Annotated in this window: 17 protein-coding genes, 1 rRNA gene and 1 riboswitch; of the genes, 17 read left to right on the forward strand and 1 reads right to left on the reverse strand. The window is 58.5% G+C overall.

All coding sequences use genetic code 11. The features are described 5' to 3' along the window. From rrf to RIN49_RS25900, 13 genes are all read left to right on the forward strand, one after another. Positions 1-116 (forward strand): 5S ribosomal RNA (rrf, locus tag RIN49_RS25840). Between the two features lie 179 nt (positions 117-295). Next, entirely contained in the window at positions 296-1942 is a 1647-nt protein-coding gene (locus RIN49_RS25845; protein WP_309123014.1) for an ATP-binding protein, read from the forward strand. Then, a complete protein-coding gene (locus tag RIN49_RS25850; protein WP_309123015.1) occupies positions 1914-2630 on the forward strand; it encodes a response regulator in 717 nt (238 codons plus the stop codon). The genes RIN49_RS25845 and RIN49_RS25850 overlap by 29 nt, the downstream gene beginning before the upstream one ends. A gap of 132 nt (positions 2631-2762) precedes the next feature. Beyond that, a complete protein-coding gene (locus RIN49_RS25855; RefSeq protein ID WP_309123016.1) occupies positions 2763-3779 on the forward strand; it encodes a Bug family tripartite tricarboxylate transporter substrate binding protein in 1017 nt (338 codons plus the stop codon). Positions 3780-3848: 69 nt separating this feature from the next. Beyond that, entirely contained in the window at positions 3849-4307 is a 459-nt protein-coding gene (locus tag RIN49_RS25860; protein ID WP_309123017.1) for a tripartite tricarboxylate transporter TctB family protein, read from the forward strand. A gap of 25 nt (positions 4308-4332) precedes the next feature. After that, positions 4333-5859, forward strand: a complete 1527-nt coding sequence (locus RIN49_RS25865) for a tripartite tricarboxylate transporter permease (protein ID WP_309123018.1) — start codon at positions 4333-4335, stop codon at positions 5857-5859. Beyond that, positions 5856-6785 (forward strand): AEC family transporter, encoded by a 930-nt coding sequence (locus RIN49_RS25870; RefSeq protein WP_309123019.1) that lies wholly within the window; start codon positions 5856-5858, stop codon positions 6783-6785. Before RIN49_RS25865 ends, RIN49_RS25870 begins: the two co-directional genes overlap by 4 nt. Positions 6786-6801: 16 nt before the next feature. After that, positions 6802-8214 (forward strand): NAD-dependent malic enzyme, encoded by a 1413-nt coding sequence (locus tag RIN49_RS25875; protein ID WP_309123020.1) that lies wholly within the window; start codon positions 6802-6804, stop codon positions 8212-8214. 22 nt (positions 8215-8236) lie between these two features. Then, complete coding sequence (locus RIN49_RS25880) at positions 8237-8479, forward strand: HPr family phosphocarrier protein (protein WP_309123021.1); 243 nt, start codon at positions 8237-8239, stop codon at positions 8477-8479. A gap of 265 nt (positions 8480-8744) precedes the next feature. Next, positions 8745-9059 carry a co-chaperone GroES gene (groES, locus tag RIN49_RS25885; RefSeq protein ID WP_309123022.1) on the forward strand — a complete coding sequence of 105 codons (315 nt, stop codon included), beginning with the start codon at positions 8745-8747 and terminating at the stop codon, positions 9057-9059. Next, positions 9052-10665: a chaperonin GroEL gene (gene groL / locus RIN49_RS25890; protein WP_309123023.1), complete on the forward strand. Its 1614-nt coding sequence runs from the start codon at positions 9052-9054 to the stop codon at positions 10663-10665. The genes groES and groL overlap by 8 nt, the downstream gene beginning before the upstream one ends. A 38-nt stretch (positions 10666-10703) precedes the next feature. After that, on the forward strand, positions 10704-11201 hold the full coding sequence (locus tag RIN49_RS25895; protein WP_309123024.1) for a hypothetical protein: 498 nt from the start codon (positions 10704-10706) through the stop codon (positions 11199-11201). 91 nt (positions 11202-11292) lie between these two features. Beyond that, positions 11293-11375, forward strand: a riboswitch (cyclic di-GMP riboswitch). 69 nt (positions 11376-11444) lie between these two features. Then, positions 11445-11744, forward strand: coding sequence for a hypothetical protein (locus RIN49_RS25900; protein WP_309123025.1), 300 nt, complete (start codon positions 11445-11447; stop codon positions 11742-11744). A 79-nt stretch (positions 11745-11823) separates the two neighbouring features. Here the strand turns inward: RIN49_RS25900 and RIN49_RS25905 are convergent, their stop codons facing one another. After that, positions 11824-12753, reverse strand: a complete 930-nt coding sequence (locus RIN49_RS25905) for an HD domain-containing phosphohydrolase (protein ID WP_309123026.1) — start codon at positions 12751-12753, stop codon at positions 11824-11826. Between the two features lie 172 nt (positions 12754-12925). Between RIN49_RS25905 and prmA the strand changes: the two genes are divergently transcribed. The 4 genes from prmA (at position 12926) to mtaB (ending at position 16762) form a co-directional block, all read left to right on the forward strand. Next, positions 12926-13885, forward strand: a complete 960-nt coding sequence (prmA, locus tag RIN49_RS25910; protein ID WP_309123027.1) for a 50S ribosomal protein L11 methyltransferase — start codon at positions 12926-12928, stop codon at positions 13883-13885. Between the two features lie 3 nt (positions 13886-13888). Continuing rightward, entirely contained in the window at positions 13889-14590 is a 702-nt protein-coding gene (locus tag RIN49_RS25915; protein ID WP_309123028.1) for a site-2 protease family protein, read from the forward strand. A gap of 67 nt (positions 14591-14657) precedes the next feature. After that, positions 14658-15410: a 16S rRNA (uracil(1498)-N(3))-methyltransferase gene (locus RIN49_RS25920; RefSeq protein ID WP_309123029.1), complete on the forward strand. Its 753-nt coding sequence runs from the start codon at positions 14658-14660 to the stop codon at positions 15408-15410. Between the two features lie 8 nt (positions 15411-15418). Further along, positions 15419-16762, forward strand: a complete 1344-nt coding sequence (mtaB, locus tag RIN49_RS25925; RefSeq protein WP_309123030.1) for a tRNA (N(6)-L-threonylcarbamoyladenosine(37)-C(2))-methylthiotransferase MtaB — start codon at positions 15419-15421, stop codon at positions 16760-16762. Positions 16763-16779 lie beyond the last annotated feature (17 nt).

A 16779-nucleotide genomic window follows, 5' to 3' on the forward strand; every position in this document is an offset into this window, starting at 1 on the left:
TTGGTGATAATGGCGGAAGGGAACCACGCGTACCCATCCCGAACACGAACGTTAAGCCTTCCAGCGCCGATGGTACTTGGACCGCAGGGTCCCGGGAGAGTAGGACGTCGCCAAGCCGACATAACAAGAACGCCTCCGATTCGCTTAGCCGATCGGAGGTGTTTTTGCATTGGAAGAAGCTGTCGGTCGCCGTGCGGGGAAGCATCGCAGCGGCGGAAACAGGGAAAAATCCATGTGACGATTATACCGAATAAGGAAATATGAGGAAGAATCAGCGGAGAGGAGGTACTGCGATATGAAAAAAACGCCGCGGTCCGGGTGGACGCTGCAGCGAAGAATCGCATGGTTTACAGTGTTCCTTGTTTTACTGCTTATCGTTCAAATCGGCATCCTGACTTATTATTCCGTGTCCCGCACGGTCGAGGAAGAAATCGGCAGTCGCGCGCTTCATATCGCTTCTCAGGTCGCGGCATCTCCGGAAGTGCTTCATGGATTCAAAGAAGAAGATCCGTCAGCGACGATTCAACCGTTCGTTGAGCGCATTCGCATCCTTACGGAAGCCGAATTTATCGTCGTCGGCAACGCCGAGGGCATCCGTTATTCTCATCCGATCCCGTCTCGCATCGGGAAAGAGATGGTCGGCGGCGACAACGATCGCGCGCTGCTGCATGGGGAATCCTATACGTCGGTGGCAAGGGGATCGCTCGGCTTGTCGCTTCGGGGGAAAGTCCCTATTCGCGACGAAGCCGGGAACGTCATCGGCATCGTATCGGTCGGATTTCTGTTGGAGGATATTCGTCAAATGACGATCGACTACGGGAAAAGGATCGCTTGGGTCGCGGGGGCGGGCTTGTTCGTCGGCATCGCGGGCGCCATGCTGCTGGCGAGAAATATCAAGCGAACGATGTTCGGACTCGAGCCGGAAGAAATTTCGTCGCTGTATCAAATTAGGGATACCGTCATCCAATCGATCCGCGAAGGCATTATGGTCGTGAATAAGGACGGAAACATCGAACTGCTTAATCAGACGGCCCGAAACATCTTGTCGGTGCCCAAGGGGAAAAATATGATCGGACAACCCGTGATCGAGTACGTGCCGAACGGCGAATTGCTCGAAGTGCTGCGCACCGGGGAGCGCCAACTGGATCAGGAGAGCGACTTGGGCGGGAAAACGATCATCGCCAACCGGATCCCCGTGAAATCCGGAGGAGAGGTGATCGGCGTCGTATCCAGCTTCCGCTTAAAATCGGAGATCGATCAGCTGACTGAGGAATTGTCCCAAGTCAAACGTTATACGGAAGCGCTCCGGGCGCAAACCCATGAGTATAATAACTTTCTATATACCGTCTCGGGCCTCATTCAGTTAGGAGCTTATGACGAAGCGTTGGAACTGATCCATAAAGAATCGAGCGATACGCAGGACTGGATCCAGGCGATTACGGACCGGATTCGCGACCCGGCGGTGGGCGGCATCTTGCTTGGTTTTGTAAACCGTTCCAGGGAGTTGAAGGTCGATTTGACGTTGGACCGGGAGAGTTCGCTGAAGAAGCTGCCGGCTCGAATCCGAAGCGAGGCCGTCGTTTCGATTCTCGGCAATTTGGTCACGAACGCGTTCGAAGCGGTCGGGAGGAACGACGAAGCCGACCGCAAGGTACGAATTTTCTTGCTCGATCTCGGTGACGATCTGCTGCTTGAGGTTGAAGATTCCGGTCCGGGAATCGCCGAGGAGGATATGCCGCACCTATTCGAGCTCGGGTTTACAACGAAGGAAGCGAAACACGGAAAACGCGGCTTCGGTTTAACGAGAGTCGCGGAGCTTACTAAGCAGTTGGGAGGCACCGTCTCCGTAGAGGAAGGCGAATGGGGCGGCGCTCGTTTTGTCGTAGCGATACCGAAGGAAGGACGGCAGGGAAATGAATCCGAATCAAGAACCGCCTATTGAGGTGCTGATCGTCGAGGACGATCTGCGGATCGCGGAAATTCATCGCCGATTTACGGAGAAGAACGAAGGATTCCGAATCGTGGCGACGGCGTCGACCGGAGAGGAAGCCAAGGATTGGTTAAGCGTCGTCAAGCCGAACCTGGTGTTATTGGACGTCTATCTACCTGATATGTTGGGAATCGATCTCGTACGGTTTATCCGGAGCGAAAACTTCGATACGGATATTATTATGATCACCGCCGCGTCGGAGACGGATGTCGTGAAGCATGCGATGCACGGCGGCGTATTCGATTTCATCATGAAGCCGCTTACCTATGAACGCTTCAAGAGCAGTCTGGACCGGTATCGCGAGGCGCGGGCGCATCTGCGGGGAAGCACCCGGCTGTCCTCGGAGCAGATCGAACGGCTGTGGCAGGGAACGGGGGCGGCGACGGGCGCAGCGCTTCGGGAATCGGGCGAAGCGATGCCCAAAGGAATCGACCCGCTAACGTTGGAGAAGGTGATGGAAAGCATTCGTCTCTCCGGACCGGAGGGCGTTACGGCGGAATCGGTGAGCGGCAATACCGGGCTCAGCCGTTCCACCTCGCGCAGATATTTGGAATACCTCGTATCGCAAAAAAGGCTCGCCGCGCAGCTGAACTACGGCACGATCGGAAGGCCGGAGCGAAGGTACGTCGCAAAGCCGTGAATTTTATGAACAAAAGGAACGAAAAGACGTTAATGCCGTTTATGACCGCAAACTAGGAGCGGTCATTTTTTTTTGGTACAGTAAGTGAGCGCTTTCATTCCGGCGTAATCATCTGGTCCAGGGGGTCCAACCATGAAAAAACGGTTTTCCAAAACGATACCTGCACTCCTAATTGCAAGCGCTTTAGTCGCAACGCTCACCGCATGTTCGACGGGAGGCGCCGGCGGCGGCAGCGCCTATCCGGAGCGGGCGATTACGATCGTAGCGCCGTCCGGTGCGGGCGGCGGCTGGGATAAGACGGCTCGCTCGGTCGCGAAGGTGTTAAGCGAAACGAAGCTCGTTGAAAAATCGATCACGGTCGAAAATAAACCGGGCGGCGGCGGCGCCGTATTCATGGCGGAATACGCGACGGCGGACGCGAAAAACGATTACAAGCTGTTCGTCAATTCGCCGCCGATTTTGATCAACCATAACAAGAAGGAAGGGAACAGCCCTTACGGGTTCAAGGATACGACGCCTCTCGCGCAATTGACGAAAGATTTCGGAGCGATCGTCGTCGGCGCGGATTCGCCGTATAACGATCTTCCGAGCTTGCTGGAAGCGATCAAAGCCGATCCTACGTCGATCACCGTGGCCGGCGGATCGGCTCCGGGCTCGATGGACCACCTGATCGCCGTGCTGCCTGCCTTCAAATACGGCATCGATCCGAAGCAAGTGAAGTATGTGTCGTACGACGGCGGTGGCGAAGCGGTCGCCGCGCTGCTTGGCGGGTCGGCCGACGTCATCGCGACGGACGTGTCCGGCGTAGGCGAGTACTTGAAGGCCGGGAAGGTGAAGGTGCTCGGGATTAGCGCGCCGGAACGGCTGGGCGGCGAGCTCGGCGAGCTGAAGACGTTCAAGGAGCAGGGCGTCGAAGCGGAATTTTTAATTTGGCGCGGCGTGTTCGGCCCGAAAGAGATGTCCGACGACGCGAAGACGTTCTGGTCGAAGAAGCTCAAAGCGCTCACCGATGCAGAGGGTTGGAAGTCCGAACTGCAAGCGAACGCATGGGAAAGCGATTATAAAGATGCCGAAGCGTTCGCGGCGTTCCTTAACGAACAGGACAAGTTGGTGCAAGAGTTGTTATCCGCGCTCGGTATGTCGAAATAACGATGCTGCCGGCCGAGAGAAGGGGGATCCCCTTCTCTCCTTTTTCACCTTAGAGAGGAGGTTTCCTTCATGAGCAATACGTTCAGCCGGATCGTCAGCGTCGCGCTGTTCGTCCTTGGGGCGGCCTTCGTTACGGAGAGCGGGCGGATTTCGGAAAGCGCGTACGGGAGCAACGTCGGTCCGAACCTGTTTCCGATGGGGCTCGGCATTGTTCTGATGCTGCTATGCGTCCGATTGTTTTATGAAACGTTCCGGTATCCCAAAGAAGAAGGCGCTCCTTCGGTCAAACTCGATCATAAGCGTTTTCTTATGATTTTGGGGGCGGCGCTGCTATATGCGATGCTGCTGCAACCGCTCGGTTATTTAATTACGACCTTCGCGTTCCTGGCGTTTAGTTTTCAGGTGATGGAGAAGGGGACGCTGTGGAAGAGCTTGGCCATTGCCGCCGCTTTCGCGTTCGGGGTGTATCTCTTATTCGTCGTCGTGCTGGAAGGCTCGCTGCCGGGCCTCCCGGTCTGGTTCCGGTAAACAGAGAGAAAAGGAGGGATAGAGAGTGGATACGATCCAATTTTTAATGAACGGCTTCGCCGAAGCGCTGCAATGGCATAATCTCGTCTTCGCCTTCGTCGGCGTGCTGATCGGGACGGCGGTCGGCGTGCTGCCGGGCATCGGACCGATGAGCGGGGTGGCGCTCCTCATCCCGGTCACCGCGTCGCTGACCGCTGGCCAGGACCCGGAATCCGCGGCGGCCAGCGCCATCATCCTGTTGGCCGGCGTCTACTACGGCGCCATGTACGGCGGGTCGACGACGTCGATTCTTCTGAATACGCCAGGGGAGTCGTCGTCGGTCGTAACCGCGCTGGACGGCTACCAGCTCGCGCGGCAAGGGCGAGCCGGCTCGGCGCTCGCGATCGCGGCGATCGGCTCCTTCGTCGCCGGCATCGTGGCGCTCGTCGGACTCGTGGCGCTGGCGCAGCCGTTGTCGGCCGTCGCGTTGTCGTTCGGGCCGGCGGAATACTTTTCGCTCATGTTATTGGGCTTGTGCGCGGTCAGCGGTCTCGCCGGAAAGTCGATGACGAAGGCGCTTCTGATGACGGTGCTCGGGCTGCTGCTCGCGACGATCGGGATCGACAACGTGTCCGGGGTGGCCCGCTTTACGTACGACATTCCGGTGTTATACTCCGGATTGGAGTTTTTGACGGTAGCGGTCGGTTTGTTCGCGCTCGGGGAAGTGTTTAAGACGATTTTGGAACGAGAAAAGGGCGGGGGTACGATCGCGAAGGTCGGACGCATCCTGCCGACGAGGCAGGATATAAGGGACAGCGGCGGTCCGATTTTGCGAGGCTCGATCTTAGGCTTCTTCATCGGCATCTTGCCGGGCGCGGGCGCGACGCTCGCTTCGTTCTTCTCTTACATTCTAGAGAAAAAAATCAGCAAACATCCGAAGAAGTTCGGCCAAGGCGCCATCGAAGGCGTCGCCGCGCCGGAATCGGCGAATAACGGGGCGTCGGGCGGAGCGTTGATTCCGCTGCTGACCCTGGGCATCCCCGGTTCGGGCACGACGGCGATCTTAATGGGCGCGCTGATCATGTACAACGTCCAACCGGGTCCGCTGTTATTCACGGATCATCCGACGATCGCTTGGGGGCTGATCGCCAGCATGTTTATCGGCAACTTGATGCTGCTCGTGCTGAACATGCCGCTCGTGAAAATTTTCGCGAAAATTATCGACACGCCGGCCAAATATTTGCTGCCGATCATTATCGCGATCTCGATCTTCGGCGTATATGCGGTGCAGTTTACGACGTTCGATCTGGTGCTCTTGATCGGATGCGGCGTCGTCGGATATTTCTTATCGAAGCACGATTTCCCGATCGCCCCGCTCGTGTTGGGACTCGTGCTCGGACCGATGATCGAAACCAACTTGAGGCGCGCGCTGACGATTTCCAACGGCGACTTCATGATTTTCCTTCAGAAGCCGGTTTCGGTCTTGTTTTTAGCGATCGCCATGCTTTGGATGGTCGTGCCGCTCCTACTGAAGAGCAGAGGCAAGAATGTCATTGTGAGCGAAGAAGCATGAGCGTCTTGGCCCTGATCGTGCAAGAGGTGATGGTTCCGTTCTTCCTGTTGGCCGGGCTAGGCGCTTTCTTGCAACGACGGTTCCGCTTGGATATGGGAACGTTGTCTAAGGTATTAAATATTTATTTGTTGCCGGCGGTATGCTTCGTAAAGCTATATGACAGCTCGATCGACGCGGCGCTTGCCGGAGCGACGATCGGTTTCTGGTTGTTGTTGAACGCGACGGTCAGCGTTCTCTCCGCCGCGGCGGTCAAGGCGGTTCGCGTCGGGAAGGAAGACGCGGACGTCGTCCAGAACAGCTTCATCCTAAGCAACCAAGGAAATTACGGGTTGCCCGTCAGCGAGCTCGTATTCGCGCAGCATCCGCTCGGCGTGTCCGTACAGGTCATCATTTCCGTGATTCAAAATGTGTTCACGTACACCTTCGGCACGTTCCGAATGATCCCCGGCAAAGGCAAACAGCTTGCGGCGGCCCTTGCCGTTCATACCGTTCGGCTTCCGGTCATCTATGCGATGCTGGGGGCGGCGGCCCTTCGAATGCTGGACGTTCGAATCCCGGCGATCCTATGGGAGCCCGTCGAGGGGGTATCGGATGCGTTCTTCGCGATCGCCTTGTTGACGCTCGGAGCGCAGCTGGCGAACGTTCAAGCGGTAAGCCTGGGGCGATCGGTCCTGCTGGGCACGATCGGACGGTTGCTGCTCGCGCCGGCCGTCGCGTTCGCGCTGATCCGCGGTTTCGGCTGGGACGGCGTCTTCGCTCAAGCGTTATTCATGGCCAGCGCTTACCCGGTTTCCCGGAATAGTTCGTTGATCGCTTTGGAATACGGCCGAAGTCCGGAGCTGGCCGCCCAATTGGTGGCGGTCACCACTGCAATCAGTTGCATCACGGTGACGGCGGTCATCTCTTTGGCGCAGCATATTTGGTAAAAAGGGGTTTTGAAACATGGCGAGTCCAACTAGCGCAAGCACCACGATCGTATTGAGATTGGAAATCGACAAGGAGAAGGCGACGTTCGGTAACATCGCGACAGCGATCGGGGAAGCGGGCGGCGACATCGTCGCCGTCGACGTGAATCGGCCGGGACGAACGACGACCGTTCGCGATATTACGGTGAACGTCATGGATGCTCAACAAAGCAAGACGATCGAACGGGTTTTGAACGATATGGACGGCGTACAAGTCCTGCAGGTGTCCGACCAGACGTTCCTGCTGCATCTCGGCGGTAAAATCGAGGTGACGCCGAAAATCGCCATTAAGACGCGCGACGATTTATCCCGCGTCTATACGCCGGGCGTCGCGCGCGTGTGCACCGCGATCCATGAACAACCGAGCCGCGCGCACTCGCTGACGATCAAGCGAAACACGATCGCCGTCGTATCCGACGGTTCGGCGGTGCTCGGACTCGGAAATATCGGTCCGCTGGCCGCCATGCCCGTCATGGAAGGGAAAGCGATGCTGTTTAAACAACTGGCGGGCGTGGACGCCTTCCCGATCTGCTTGGACACGCAGGATACCGAGGAGATTATTCGAACCATTAAGCTGATCGCGCCTGCGTTCGGCGGCATCAACCTGGAAGACATCTCGTCGCCGCGCTGCTTCGAGATCGAGGAACGGTTGACGCAAGAGCTGGATATTCCCGTCTTTCACGACGATCAACACGGTACGGCCGTCGTTCTGCTGGCGGGGTTGTATAATGCCGTGAAGGTCGTGCGGAAGCGGTTGGAGGATTGCAAGGTCGTCCTCTGCGGCGTCGGCGCGGCGGGCATCGCCTGCACGAAAATTTTGCTTGCGGCGGGCGTACGAAACATCATCGGAGTCGATCGGGACGGCGCGCTCGTTCGCGGGAAACCTTACGCGCATGGCGCTTGGAGCTGGTATGCGGAGCATACGAATCCGAACGGGGAAACCGGATCGTTGTCGGACGTCATCGACGGCGCGGATATATTCATCGGCGTATCCGGTCCGGGCGCGTTGAAGCCGGAGGACGTGAAACGAATGGCTCCGGATCCGATCGTCTTCGCCATGGCGAACCCGACGCCGGAAATTTCGCCGGAGGAGGCGGAAGGGTACGTGCGCGTCATGGCGACCGGGCGATCCGATTACCCTAATCAGATCAATAACGTGTTGTGCTTCCCGGGGCTGTTCCGGGGGGTGCTCAATTGCAGAGCTTCGCGCGTGACGGAACGAATGAAATTGGCCGCTGCGCAAGCGATCGCCTCCGTCGTAACGAGCGAAGAATTGAACGAGCACTATATTATCCCGAGCGTGTTCAACCAATCGGTGGCGGATCGGGTGAAGGACGCAGTCATGGCTGCGGCGATCGAAGACGGCGTGGCGCGCCGTCGGCCGCGATAAATTTTTCTTCGGAGGTGCTTGTATGAGCGGAATCGAAACGCGGACGATCGTGGACATCAACAAGGAGGCGAACCGTTTCCGATCCAGCATCGTACTGCGATGGGACGAGAAGGTTATCGACGTCAAGAGCATCCTGGGGTTAAGCTTGACGTTGTTGGGGTCTCAGAGCTACGCGCTGGAGATCCACGGACCGGACGAGGCCGAGGCGAAAGCCGCCATGCTTGCGGTATTTCGCAAGCATCATCTTACGATCGAGGCCATGTAGTCCGCGATCCGATCCATGCGGATTCCGAAAAACCCCGCGAGATCCCGATCTCGCGGTTTTTTTTCGTCGAGCGGCGGAGAAAACCGGCCATTTTTACAGCGGCGGAGCAAAGGGACAAGCTATTTCCGTAAAATCGCCCTTGATCGCCGCCCTTGCCGCTGCATCGACGTTGAAGCGGAGAAAAAAATTAGTATATTAGTAATTGTTGGCACTCTATCGGTGAGACTGCTAACAAAATATCACCTTTTTTAGGAGGGCAAAGTCGATGTTGAAGCCTCTAGGCGACCGTGTCGTAGTTGAACCCCTGAAACAGGAGGACCGAACCGAGAGCGGCATCGTGCTACCGGAGAAGGCGAAGGAGAAGCCGATGCGCGGCGTGGTCGCGGCCGTCGGCCGAGGGCGGGTCGAGAACGGCAAGACGATTTCGCCGGACGTGAAGGTCGGCGATCTGGTGCTCTATAACAAATACGCAGGCACCGAAATCAAGTACGAGCAGAAAGAACTGCTCATTATGAGAGAATCCGATGTGTTAGGCATTCTGGAGCCTTCGAAGGAAAAGGAGCTGGTCCACAATGGCTAAACAGATTGTATTCAGCGAAACGTCTCGTCAGAAAATGCTGCGCGGCGTCGACACGCTGGCCGACGCGGTGAAGGTGACGCTCGGGCCGAAAGGGCGCAACGTCGTGCTCGAGAAGAAATTCGGATCCCCCCTCATCACGAACGACGGGGTTACGATCGCGAAGGAGATCGAGCTGGAAGACCCGTTCGAGAACATGGGCGCGAAGCTCGTGAAGGAGGTCGCCACGAAGACGAACGACGTCGCGGGCGACGGCACGACGACGGCGACGGTGCTGGCGCAAGCGATGATTCGCGAAGGCCTCAAGAACGTGACCTCCGGCGCGAATCCGATCGGCATCCGTCGCGGCATCGAGAAGGCGGTGCGCGTCGCCGTCGAAGAAATCCGGAACATCTCGAAGGCGGTCGAGACGAAGGCGGAGATCGCGCAGGTCGCCTCCATCTCGGCGGCGGACGAAGAGATCGGCCGTATGATCGCGGAGGCGATGGAGGCAGTCGGCAGGGACGGCGTCATTACAGTGGAAGAGTCGAAGGGGTTCACGACCGAGCTCGAAACCGTAGAGGGTATGCAGTTCGATCGCGGCTACATATCGCCGTACATGGTGACCGACTCCGATAAGATGGAAGCGGTGCTGGACAACCCTTACATTCTGATCACCGACAAGAAGGTGTCGAACGTCCAAGAGCTGCTGCCGGTGCTCGAGAAGGTGATGAAGACGGGCAAGCCGCTGCTCCTGATTGCCGAGGACGTCGAGGGCGAGGCGCTCGCGACGCTCGTCGTCAACAAGCTGCGCGGCACGTTCACCTGCGTCGCCGTGAAGGCGCCGGGCTTCGGCGATCGCCGCAAGGCGATGCTTCAGGACATCGCGACGCTCGCCGGCGGGCAGACGATAACGCAAGAGCTCGGCTTGGAGCTGAAGAGCGCGGAGCTCGACCAGCTCGGGACGGCGCGTCAGGTCCGCGTCGCGAAGGAGTCGACGACGATCGTCGACGGCGGAGGCGCGAAGCAAGACATCGACGCGCGCGTGCAGCAGATTAAGAAGCAAATCGAGGAGACGACGTCGGATTTCGACCGCGAGAAGCTGCAGGAGCGCCTCGCGAAGCTCTCGGGCGGCGTCGCCGTCGTGAAGGTGGGCGCCGCTACGGAGACGGAGTTGAAGGAGAAAAAGCTGCGCATCGAAGACGCGTTGAACGCGACGAGAGCGGCGGTCGAAGAAGGCATCGTCTCGGGCGGAGGCGTCGCGCTCGCGAATGTCGTCAAGGCCGTGGAATCGCTTAAGACGGATGTCGAGGACGAGGCGACCGGCGTCAGAATCGTGCTGCGCGCCCTGGAGGCGCCGCTTCGCGCGATCGCTCAGAACGCCGGCGTGGACGGCTCTGTCGTCGTCGAACGCATGAAGCGCGAACCGGTCGGAGTCGGCTACAACGCGGCCACGGGCGAATGGGTGAATATGATCGAGAGCGGCATCGTCGATCCGGCGAAGGTGACGCGATCGGCGCTGCAGAACGCCGCCTCGGTCGCCGCGATATTGCTCACGACGGAGGCCGTCGTCAGCGACAAGCCGGAGCCGAAGAAATCGAGTCCGACGCCGGCCGATCACGATATGTAAACCGGCGCATCCGTTCTTCGCGAGTCGGGTGAGAAACCGTGCGCGAATTTTTGCTCTATTGTACCGATTGCCGTCAGTACACGGCGCTTGGAAGATTCGTCGAGAACGAAGGGCATTTCGAGGGCGAATACTCGCTGTTGCATAATCGAAGGGCGAACCACGACGAATTGCTGTGCCGGTTTTTGATTCGCCATGCGAGACATCCGCTTCGAATGGAGGAAAACCGGACGAAGACGTACGCCGACGTTCTAAGAACGGCGGAACGATTCATGGAGTCGGACATCGACGACTTCGTCGAACGACAGGCCGACCGAGACGTAAATCGAGAAAGAGAACGGGCGTTGGAGAGAAATCTGGGTCAGCTTCAACTGAACGTATTGAGCGGGCTGCTGGCGCAAGAAGCGGAATCGATCTCGCGGGTGAAAGCCGATCACGCGGCGAAGGCGCAATTCCTGCTCGGGAAGGAAGAGGGGCTGAAGCTCGCGGCGAAGCTGCTCGACGAGCTGTCGCAAAAGACGAATGCGCTGTTCCGGTAAAATTCCTAGGAAAGCGCAGAAATCGATTGCAGACAACCCCGAAATACCTATTCCATAATACCTAAGTTTGGTATATACTAGACGTATAACTTTTGTAAAAGGGCAAATCCGGCGAAAGTCGGAGACGCAAAGCCACGGGCCTACCGCGTAAGCAACGGCAGCCGGGTTCCCAAGAGATATACGTCGATTTGGACGCTATCCCCTGGGATGGCGTTTATTTTTATTTCATGGGAGGAATGGAAGATGAAGAAGAAAATTGCGTTACTCTTGGGAGCCGCGATCGTCGCTCAAGCCGTAATGGCGATGTCCGCTTCGGCGGCGCACAAATCCGCTTACGACATCAACATCCGTTTGAACTCGTCGTTGCTCGGCAAGGTCGTACAGCCGTTGACCGGCACGGGAGAGACGACGTACCAGCTTCAAGAAGGCGTACATAGCTTGTTGGGCAACACGACGGGACTGGAGCTCGATTATTTCTACGTCAATCTGTACGTGAACGACCAACATGTAGCCGCAATCGATCCGCCGCTTCCGATGTATTAATCGATACGTTATAGCGCAAAGAACGCGCCCGCAGCCCTCTTCAGCGAGAGGGAAGCGGGCGCGTTCGTCGTTCGTCGAACTAACCGTCGAGCCGATCCGCATTCAGGAACAGCGCTTCGACGGCTTCCGGGTGGTACGTCTTGCGGCTCCGGTCGATCTCGTCGAGCGCTTCCGCCTTCGGGATGCCGGGACGGTACACTCGATTGGTCGTGAGCGCGTCGTAAGAATCGACCACCGCCACGATCGCCGAAGCGAGGGAGATCTCGGAAGCTTTCAGTCGGAGGGGATATCCCGAACCGTCGAATCGCTCGTGATGCTGTTCTACGATCGGACCCGCCGACAGCAGGCTGGGCAGTCCGGTCTCGTGCAGCATCTGCCTTCCGAACGTCGGGTGCAGACGCATGACGCGCCATTCCTCGTCCGTCAGCTTGCCGGGCTTGCCGAGAATCGAGTCGGGCACTTTGATTTTTCCGACGTCGTGCAGGAACGATCCGAAATTCAAGTAAGCGAGCTCCGTGGAGGACAGCGCCATCGTCTCTCCGAGCATCATCGATAGCCGCATGATTCTATGGCAATGGTCCGCTGTGTATCCATCCTTTTGCTCGATATCGACGGCGAGACTCATCAATTCGCGAATTTGATTGCTGTAATGATGGAACACCGGTTGGGAGGAGCAATATAGAAACTCGACGTCGGTCTCCGCGACGAAGACGGCTTCCTTCAACACCGGAGAAGCCGAGAGGAAATCGCCCGCCTGCAGCAATCGCTTGTCGCCCGCGCCTCCGGTCCAACGCAGCCGCCCCGAGATCATGAACAACCCTTCCAGGGCTGTCCACCCGTCCGCCGGACTAAGTCCCCAATGCGATCCCGCCGATAGCTTATGTAAAATCAATTCCGTGCCGTCCCCCGAGGCCAGAAGTCGCAGCTCCAACCCCTTCAAGGTGACCCGTTCCAACCCTTCGCCGGAACGCAGCAGCGTAATTCCGGAATCGGGTTCGTCTTTGTGCATGATCGTATCCCCCTTTCGTACAGGCTATTTATACCATTATAAGCGACATAAATAAAAAATGGATGTCTTTTGCGCGAGTCAAAATGCGCTTTTTTGTATTTAGGCGGCGTTTTCGGTAAAATGGTTCAGATAATAAAGAAGAAACAGCGAACGGAAAGCGGTGAGTAGGGATATGTTATGGCACGAGCTTACGATATATACGACCGAAGAAGCGACGGAAGCGATCGCCGATTGGCTGCACGCGCAAGGCGCCGGCGGCGTCTCCATCGAAGAATCCGGAACGCTCGAGCGCAAGCGCGACACGTCGCTCGGACAGTGGTACGAGAAGCCGCTGAACGATATCCCGGAGGGAGACGCGGTCATGCAGGCGTATTTCGGAGAGGATACGGATATGGAAGCGATTCAAGCGGGCGTAAGAGCACTGCTCGCGAATTTGCCTTCCTTCGGACTGAACCCCGGTCGCGGAGAGTTATCGTTGGCGTCCATCCAGGAGGAGGCGTGGGCGGAGGCGTGGAAGCAATATTTCAAGCCGACGCACGTATCGGATCGCCTCGTCATTAAGCCGACGTGGGAGACGTACGAGCCGAAGCCGCACGAGACGATTATCGAGCTGGACCCGGGCATGGCGTTCGGCACGGGCACGCACGCGACGACGGCGCTATGCATGCGCACGCTCGAGACGGTCGTGAAGCCGGGAGATCATGTGATCGACGTCGGCACCGGATCCGGCATTCTCGCCGTCACGGCGATCCGCCTCGGCGCGGAGCACGTGCTTGCGCTCGACCTCGATCCGGTGGCGGTATCGAGCGCGAAGGAGAACGCCAAGCTCAACCGTCTCGAAGATCGGATTACAGTCCAGCTTAGCGATCTGCTCGGCGCGTTGAAGATGACCGAGGCGTCGCCGGTGAAACTGCCCGTGCAGGTCGTCGTCGCGAACATTCTCGCCGAGATTATCGCGACGTTCGCGGACGACGTCTACCAAGCGTTGGAGACGGGAGGCGCCTACGTCGCGTCCGGCATCATTACGAGCAAGGAAGACCTTGTGACCGAGGCGCTTACGCGGGCCGGCTTCGCGATGGAGAGCCGAAGCGAGGAGAACGGTTGGGTTGCGCTCGTCGCGAGAAAGAGGTAACCGATGGACTTCCGATTGCCGTTCGAACCGGAACATCTGCCGTTTCTGTTTCTCGCGATCGTGATCGCCTTCACGGTGCACGAGTTCGCTCACGCCGCGACCGCGTATCGGTTCGGCGATCCGACGGCACAAAAGCTCGGACGGGTGACGCTTAATCCGATGCCGCACGTCAGCTTGCTGGGCCTGCTCTTCATCTTGTTCCTCGGGTTCGGCTGGGCCCGGCCCGTGCCGGTCAATCGTTCCAACTTCAAAAATCCGAGGTTGATGAGCATCGTCGTGTCCGCGGTCGGACCGCTCAGCAACCTCGTCGTCGCGATCGTCTCGGCAGCGGCCGCATACGGCCTCTTCGCGACGGGGGCGTTGGACGCCGCGTCGCCCGGGTTGTATCGGGCGGTCGGACTTATCTTTTTCTATCTCGTTCACATCAATATGTTGTTATTCATCTTTAACTTGATCCCGCTGCCGCCATTGGACGGGTATCGGATCGTCGAAGACCTCGCGCCGCTGCGGCTGCGTTTGCAAATGATGAAGTACGAGGCTTGGGGCGTATACATCTTCCTCCTGATCGTCTTCATCACGCCGGTGTTCAACGTAACGCTCGGCCCGATTCTGGGTCAGGTCGTCGTCTGGCGCCACGCGCTGCTCGCCTTCATGTCCGCGCTGTTCGGCGCGAATATCGATTGGGTGTACGTCTTCGGAGGGTAATATTGGCGGAGCCGACACGGTTGGAAAACGATGCGGAAACGATGTAAACTGGAGTGAAGACAGCGGAATGCAAAGATATTTCGTGACGCCGGACAATATGCTCGAGGACAAAGCGATCGTTCGCGGCGACGACGCCCATCATTTGATGCGCGTCATGCGCGCCGCCCCGGGAGACAAGGTGATCGTCAGCGACGGGGCGAACCGCGAATGTCTCGCGGAAGTCGTAGAGCTGTACAAGGAGAACGTGCTGCTAAAGCTGCTGGAGGAACGTCCGATGGAGGGCGAGCCGAAGCTCGACGTCTGGATCGCGCAAAGCCTGCCGAAGGGCGATAAGCTCGAGACGGTCATCCAGAAGGGGACCGAGATCGGCGCGACCGCGTTCCTGCCGTTCGCTTCGGCGCGCACGATCGTGCAATACGACGCGAAGAAGGAAGCGAAGCGGCTCGACCGCTGGCGGAAGATCGCCAAGGAAGCGGCCGAGCAGGCGCATCGGAGCAAGGTGCCCGACGTGCGCGACGCCATGCGTTGGAGCGACGTGCTCTCGGCCGCCGAGCGGGCGCAGCTCGCTTTGTTGTGCTACGAGAAGGAGAGCGGCCGGCAGCTGAAGGACGCGCTTCGCGAAGCGAAGCTCGATCCGGCGCGCGGACCGGTGCTTGTCATCGTAGGGCCCGAAGGCGGCTTTACCGAAGAAGAAGCGGCGGAAGCCGAACGGCGCGGCTGCGTCGCCGTAAGCCTCGGGCGGCGCATTCTGCGCACCGAGACGGCAGGCTTGGTCGCGGCGGCCTGCATCCTGTACGAGTCCGGGGAGATGGGAGGATAAAAGAAAAGATGCCAACTGTGGCGTTCCATACGTTAGGTTGTAAAGTAAATTTCTACGATACCGAGGCGATCTGGCAGTTGTTCAAGAACGACGGCTACGAGCAGGTCGACTTCGAATCGCAAACGGCGGACGTCTACGTGATCAATACGTGTACCGTCACGAACACGGGCGACAAGAAGAGCCGACAAATCATCCGCCGCGCCGTACGGCGTAATCCGGACGCGGTCATCGCGGTGACGGGCTGCTACGCGCAGACGTCGCCGGCGGAAATTCTCGCGATTCCCGGCGTCGATCTCGTCATCGGCACGCAGGGGCGGGGCGAGATCATCGAGCTCGTCAATCACGTGCGCGCCGATCGAGAGCCGATCAACGCGGTGCGGAACATTATGAAGACGCGGCAGTTCGAAGAGCTCGACGTGCCGGATTTCGCGGATCGGACGCGCGCGTTCTTGAAGATTCAAGAGGGCTGCAACAACTTCTGTACGTTCTGCATCATTCCGTGGTCGCGCGGCTTGCTGCGCTCCCGGGAGCCGGAGAGCGTCGTCAAGCAAGCGCGGATGCTGGTCGAGGCGGGGTACAAGGAAATCGTCCTGACGGGCATTCATACGGCGGGATACGGCGAAGACTTGGACGATTACAACTTCGCCGCGCTGCTTCGCGATCTCGCGAAGGTCGAAGGCGTGGAGAGACTTCGAATTTCTTCCATCGAAGCGAGCCAGATCACCGACGAAGTCATCGACGTGCTGATGAGCTCGAACAAGTTTTGCCGGCACTTGCACGTGCCGCTGCAGGCGGGCGACGATGCCGTGTTGAAGCGGATGCGCCGCAAGTATACGGTCGCCGAGTACGCGGAGCGGATCGCGCGCATTCGGGAGCGCTGGCCGGAGGTGGCCATCACCACGGACGTGATCGTCGGCTTCCCCGGCGAGACGGACGAGATGTTCGAGAACGGCTTCCGGTATATGAAGCAGATCGGATTTTCCGAGATGCACGTCTTCCCTTACTCCAAGCGGACCGGTACGCCGGCGGCGCGCATGGAGGATCAGGTGGACGAAGAGCTGAAGAACGAGCGCGTGCATAAGCTGATCGACCTGTCCGAGGAGATGCAGCTCGCCTACGGCCAACGCTTCGTCGGCCGGGAGCTCGAGGTCATTCCGGAACGCGAAGCGAAGGGCGCCGAAGGACAAGGGCTCCTTAGCGGGTACACCGACAACTATATTCAGGTCGTCTTCCCGGGCGATCCGTCGATGATCGGCCGTCTGGTGAAGGTGCGCGTGACGGAAGCGGGCGTCAACGAATGCAAGGGCGTCGCGATCGAGGCGGAGCGCCTGACGAAGGCGTCGTCGTTTTAAATCGGGAGAAGGCGAAG

The organism is Paenibacillus sp. (assembly GCF_031177825.1).
Lineage (GTDB): Bacteria > Bacillota > Bacilli > Paenibacillales > YIM-B00363 > Paenibacillus_AE.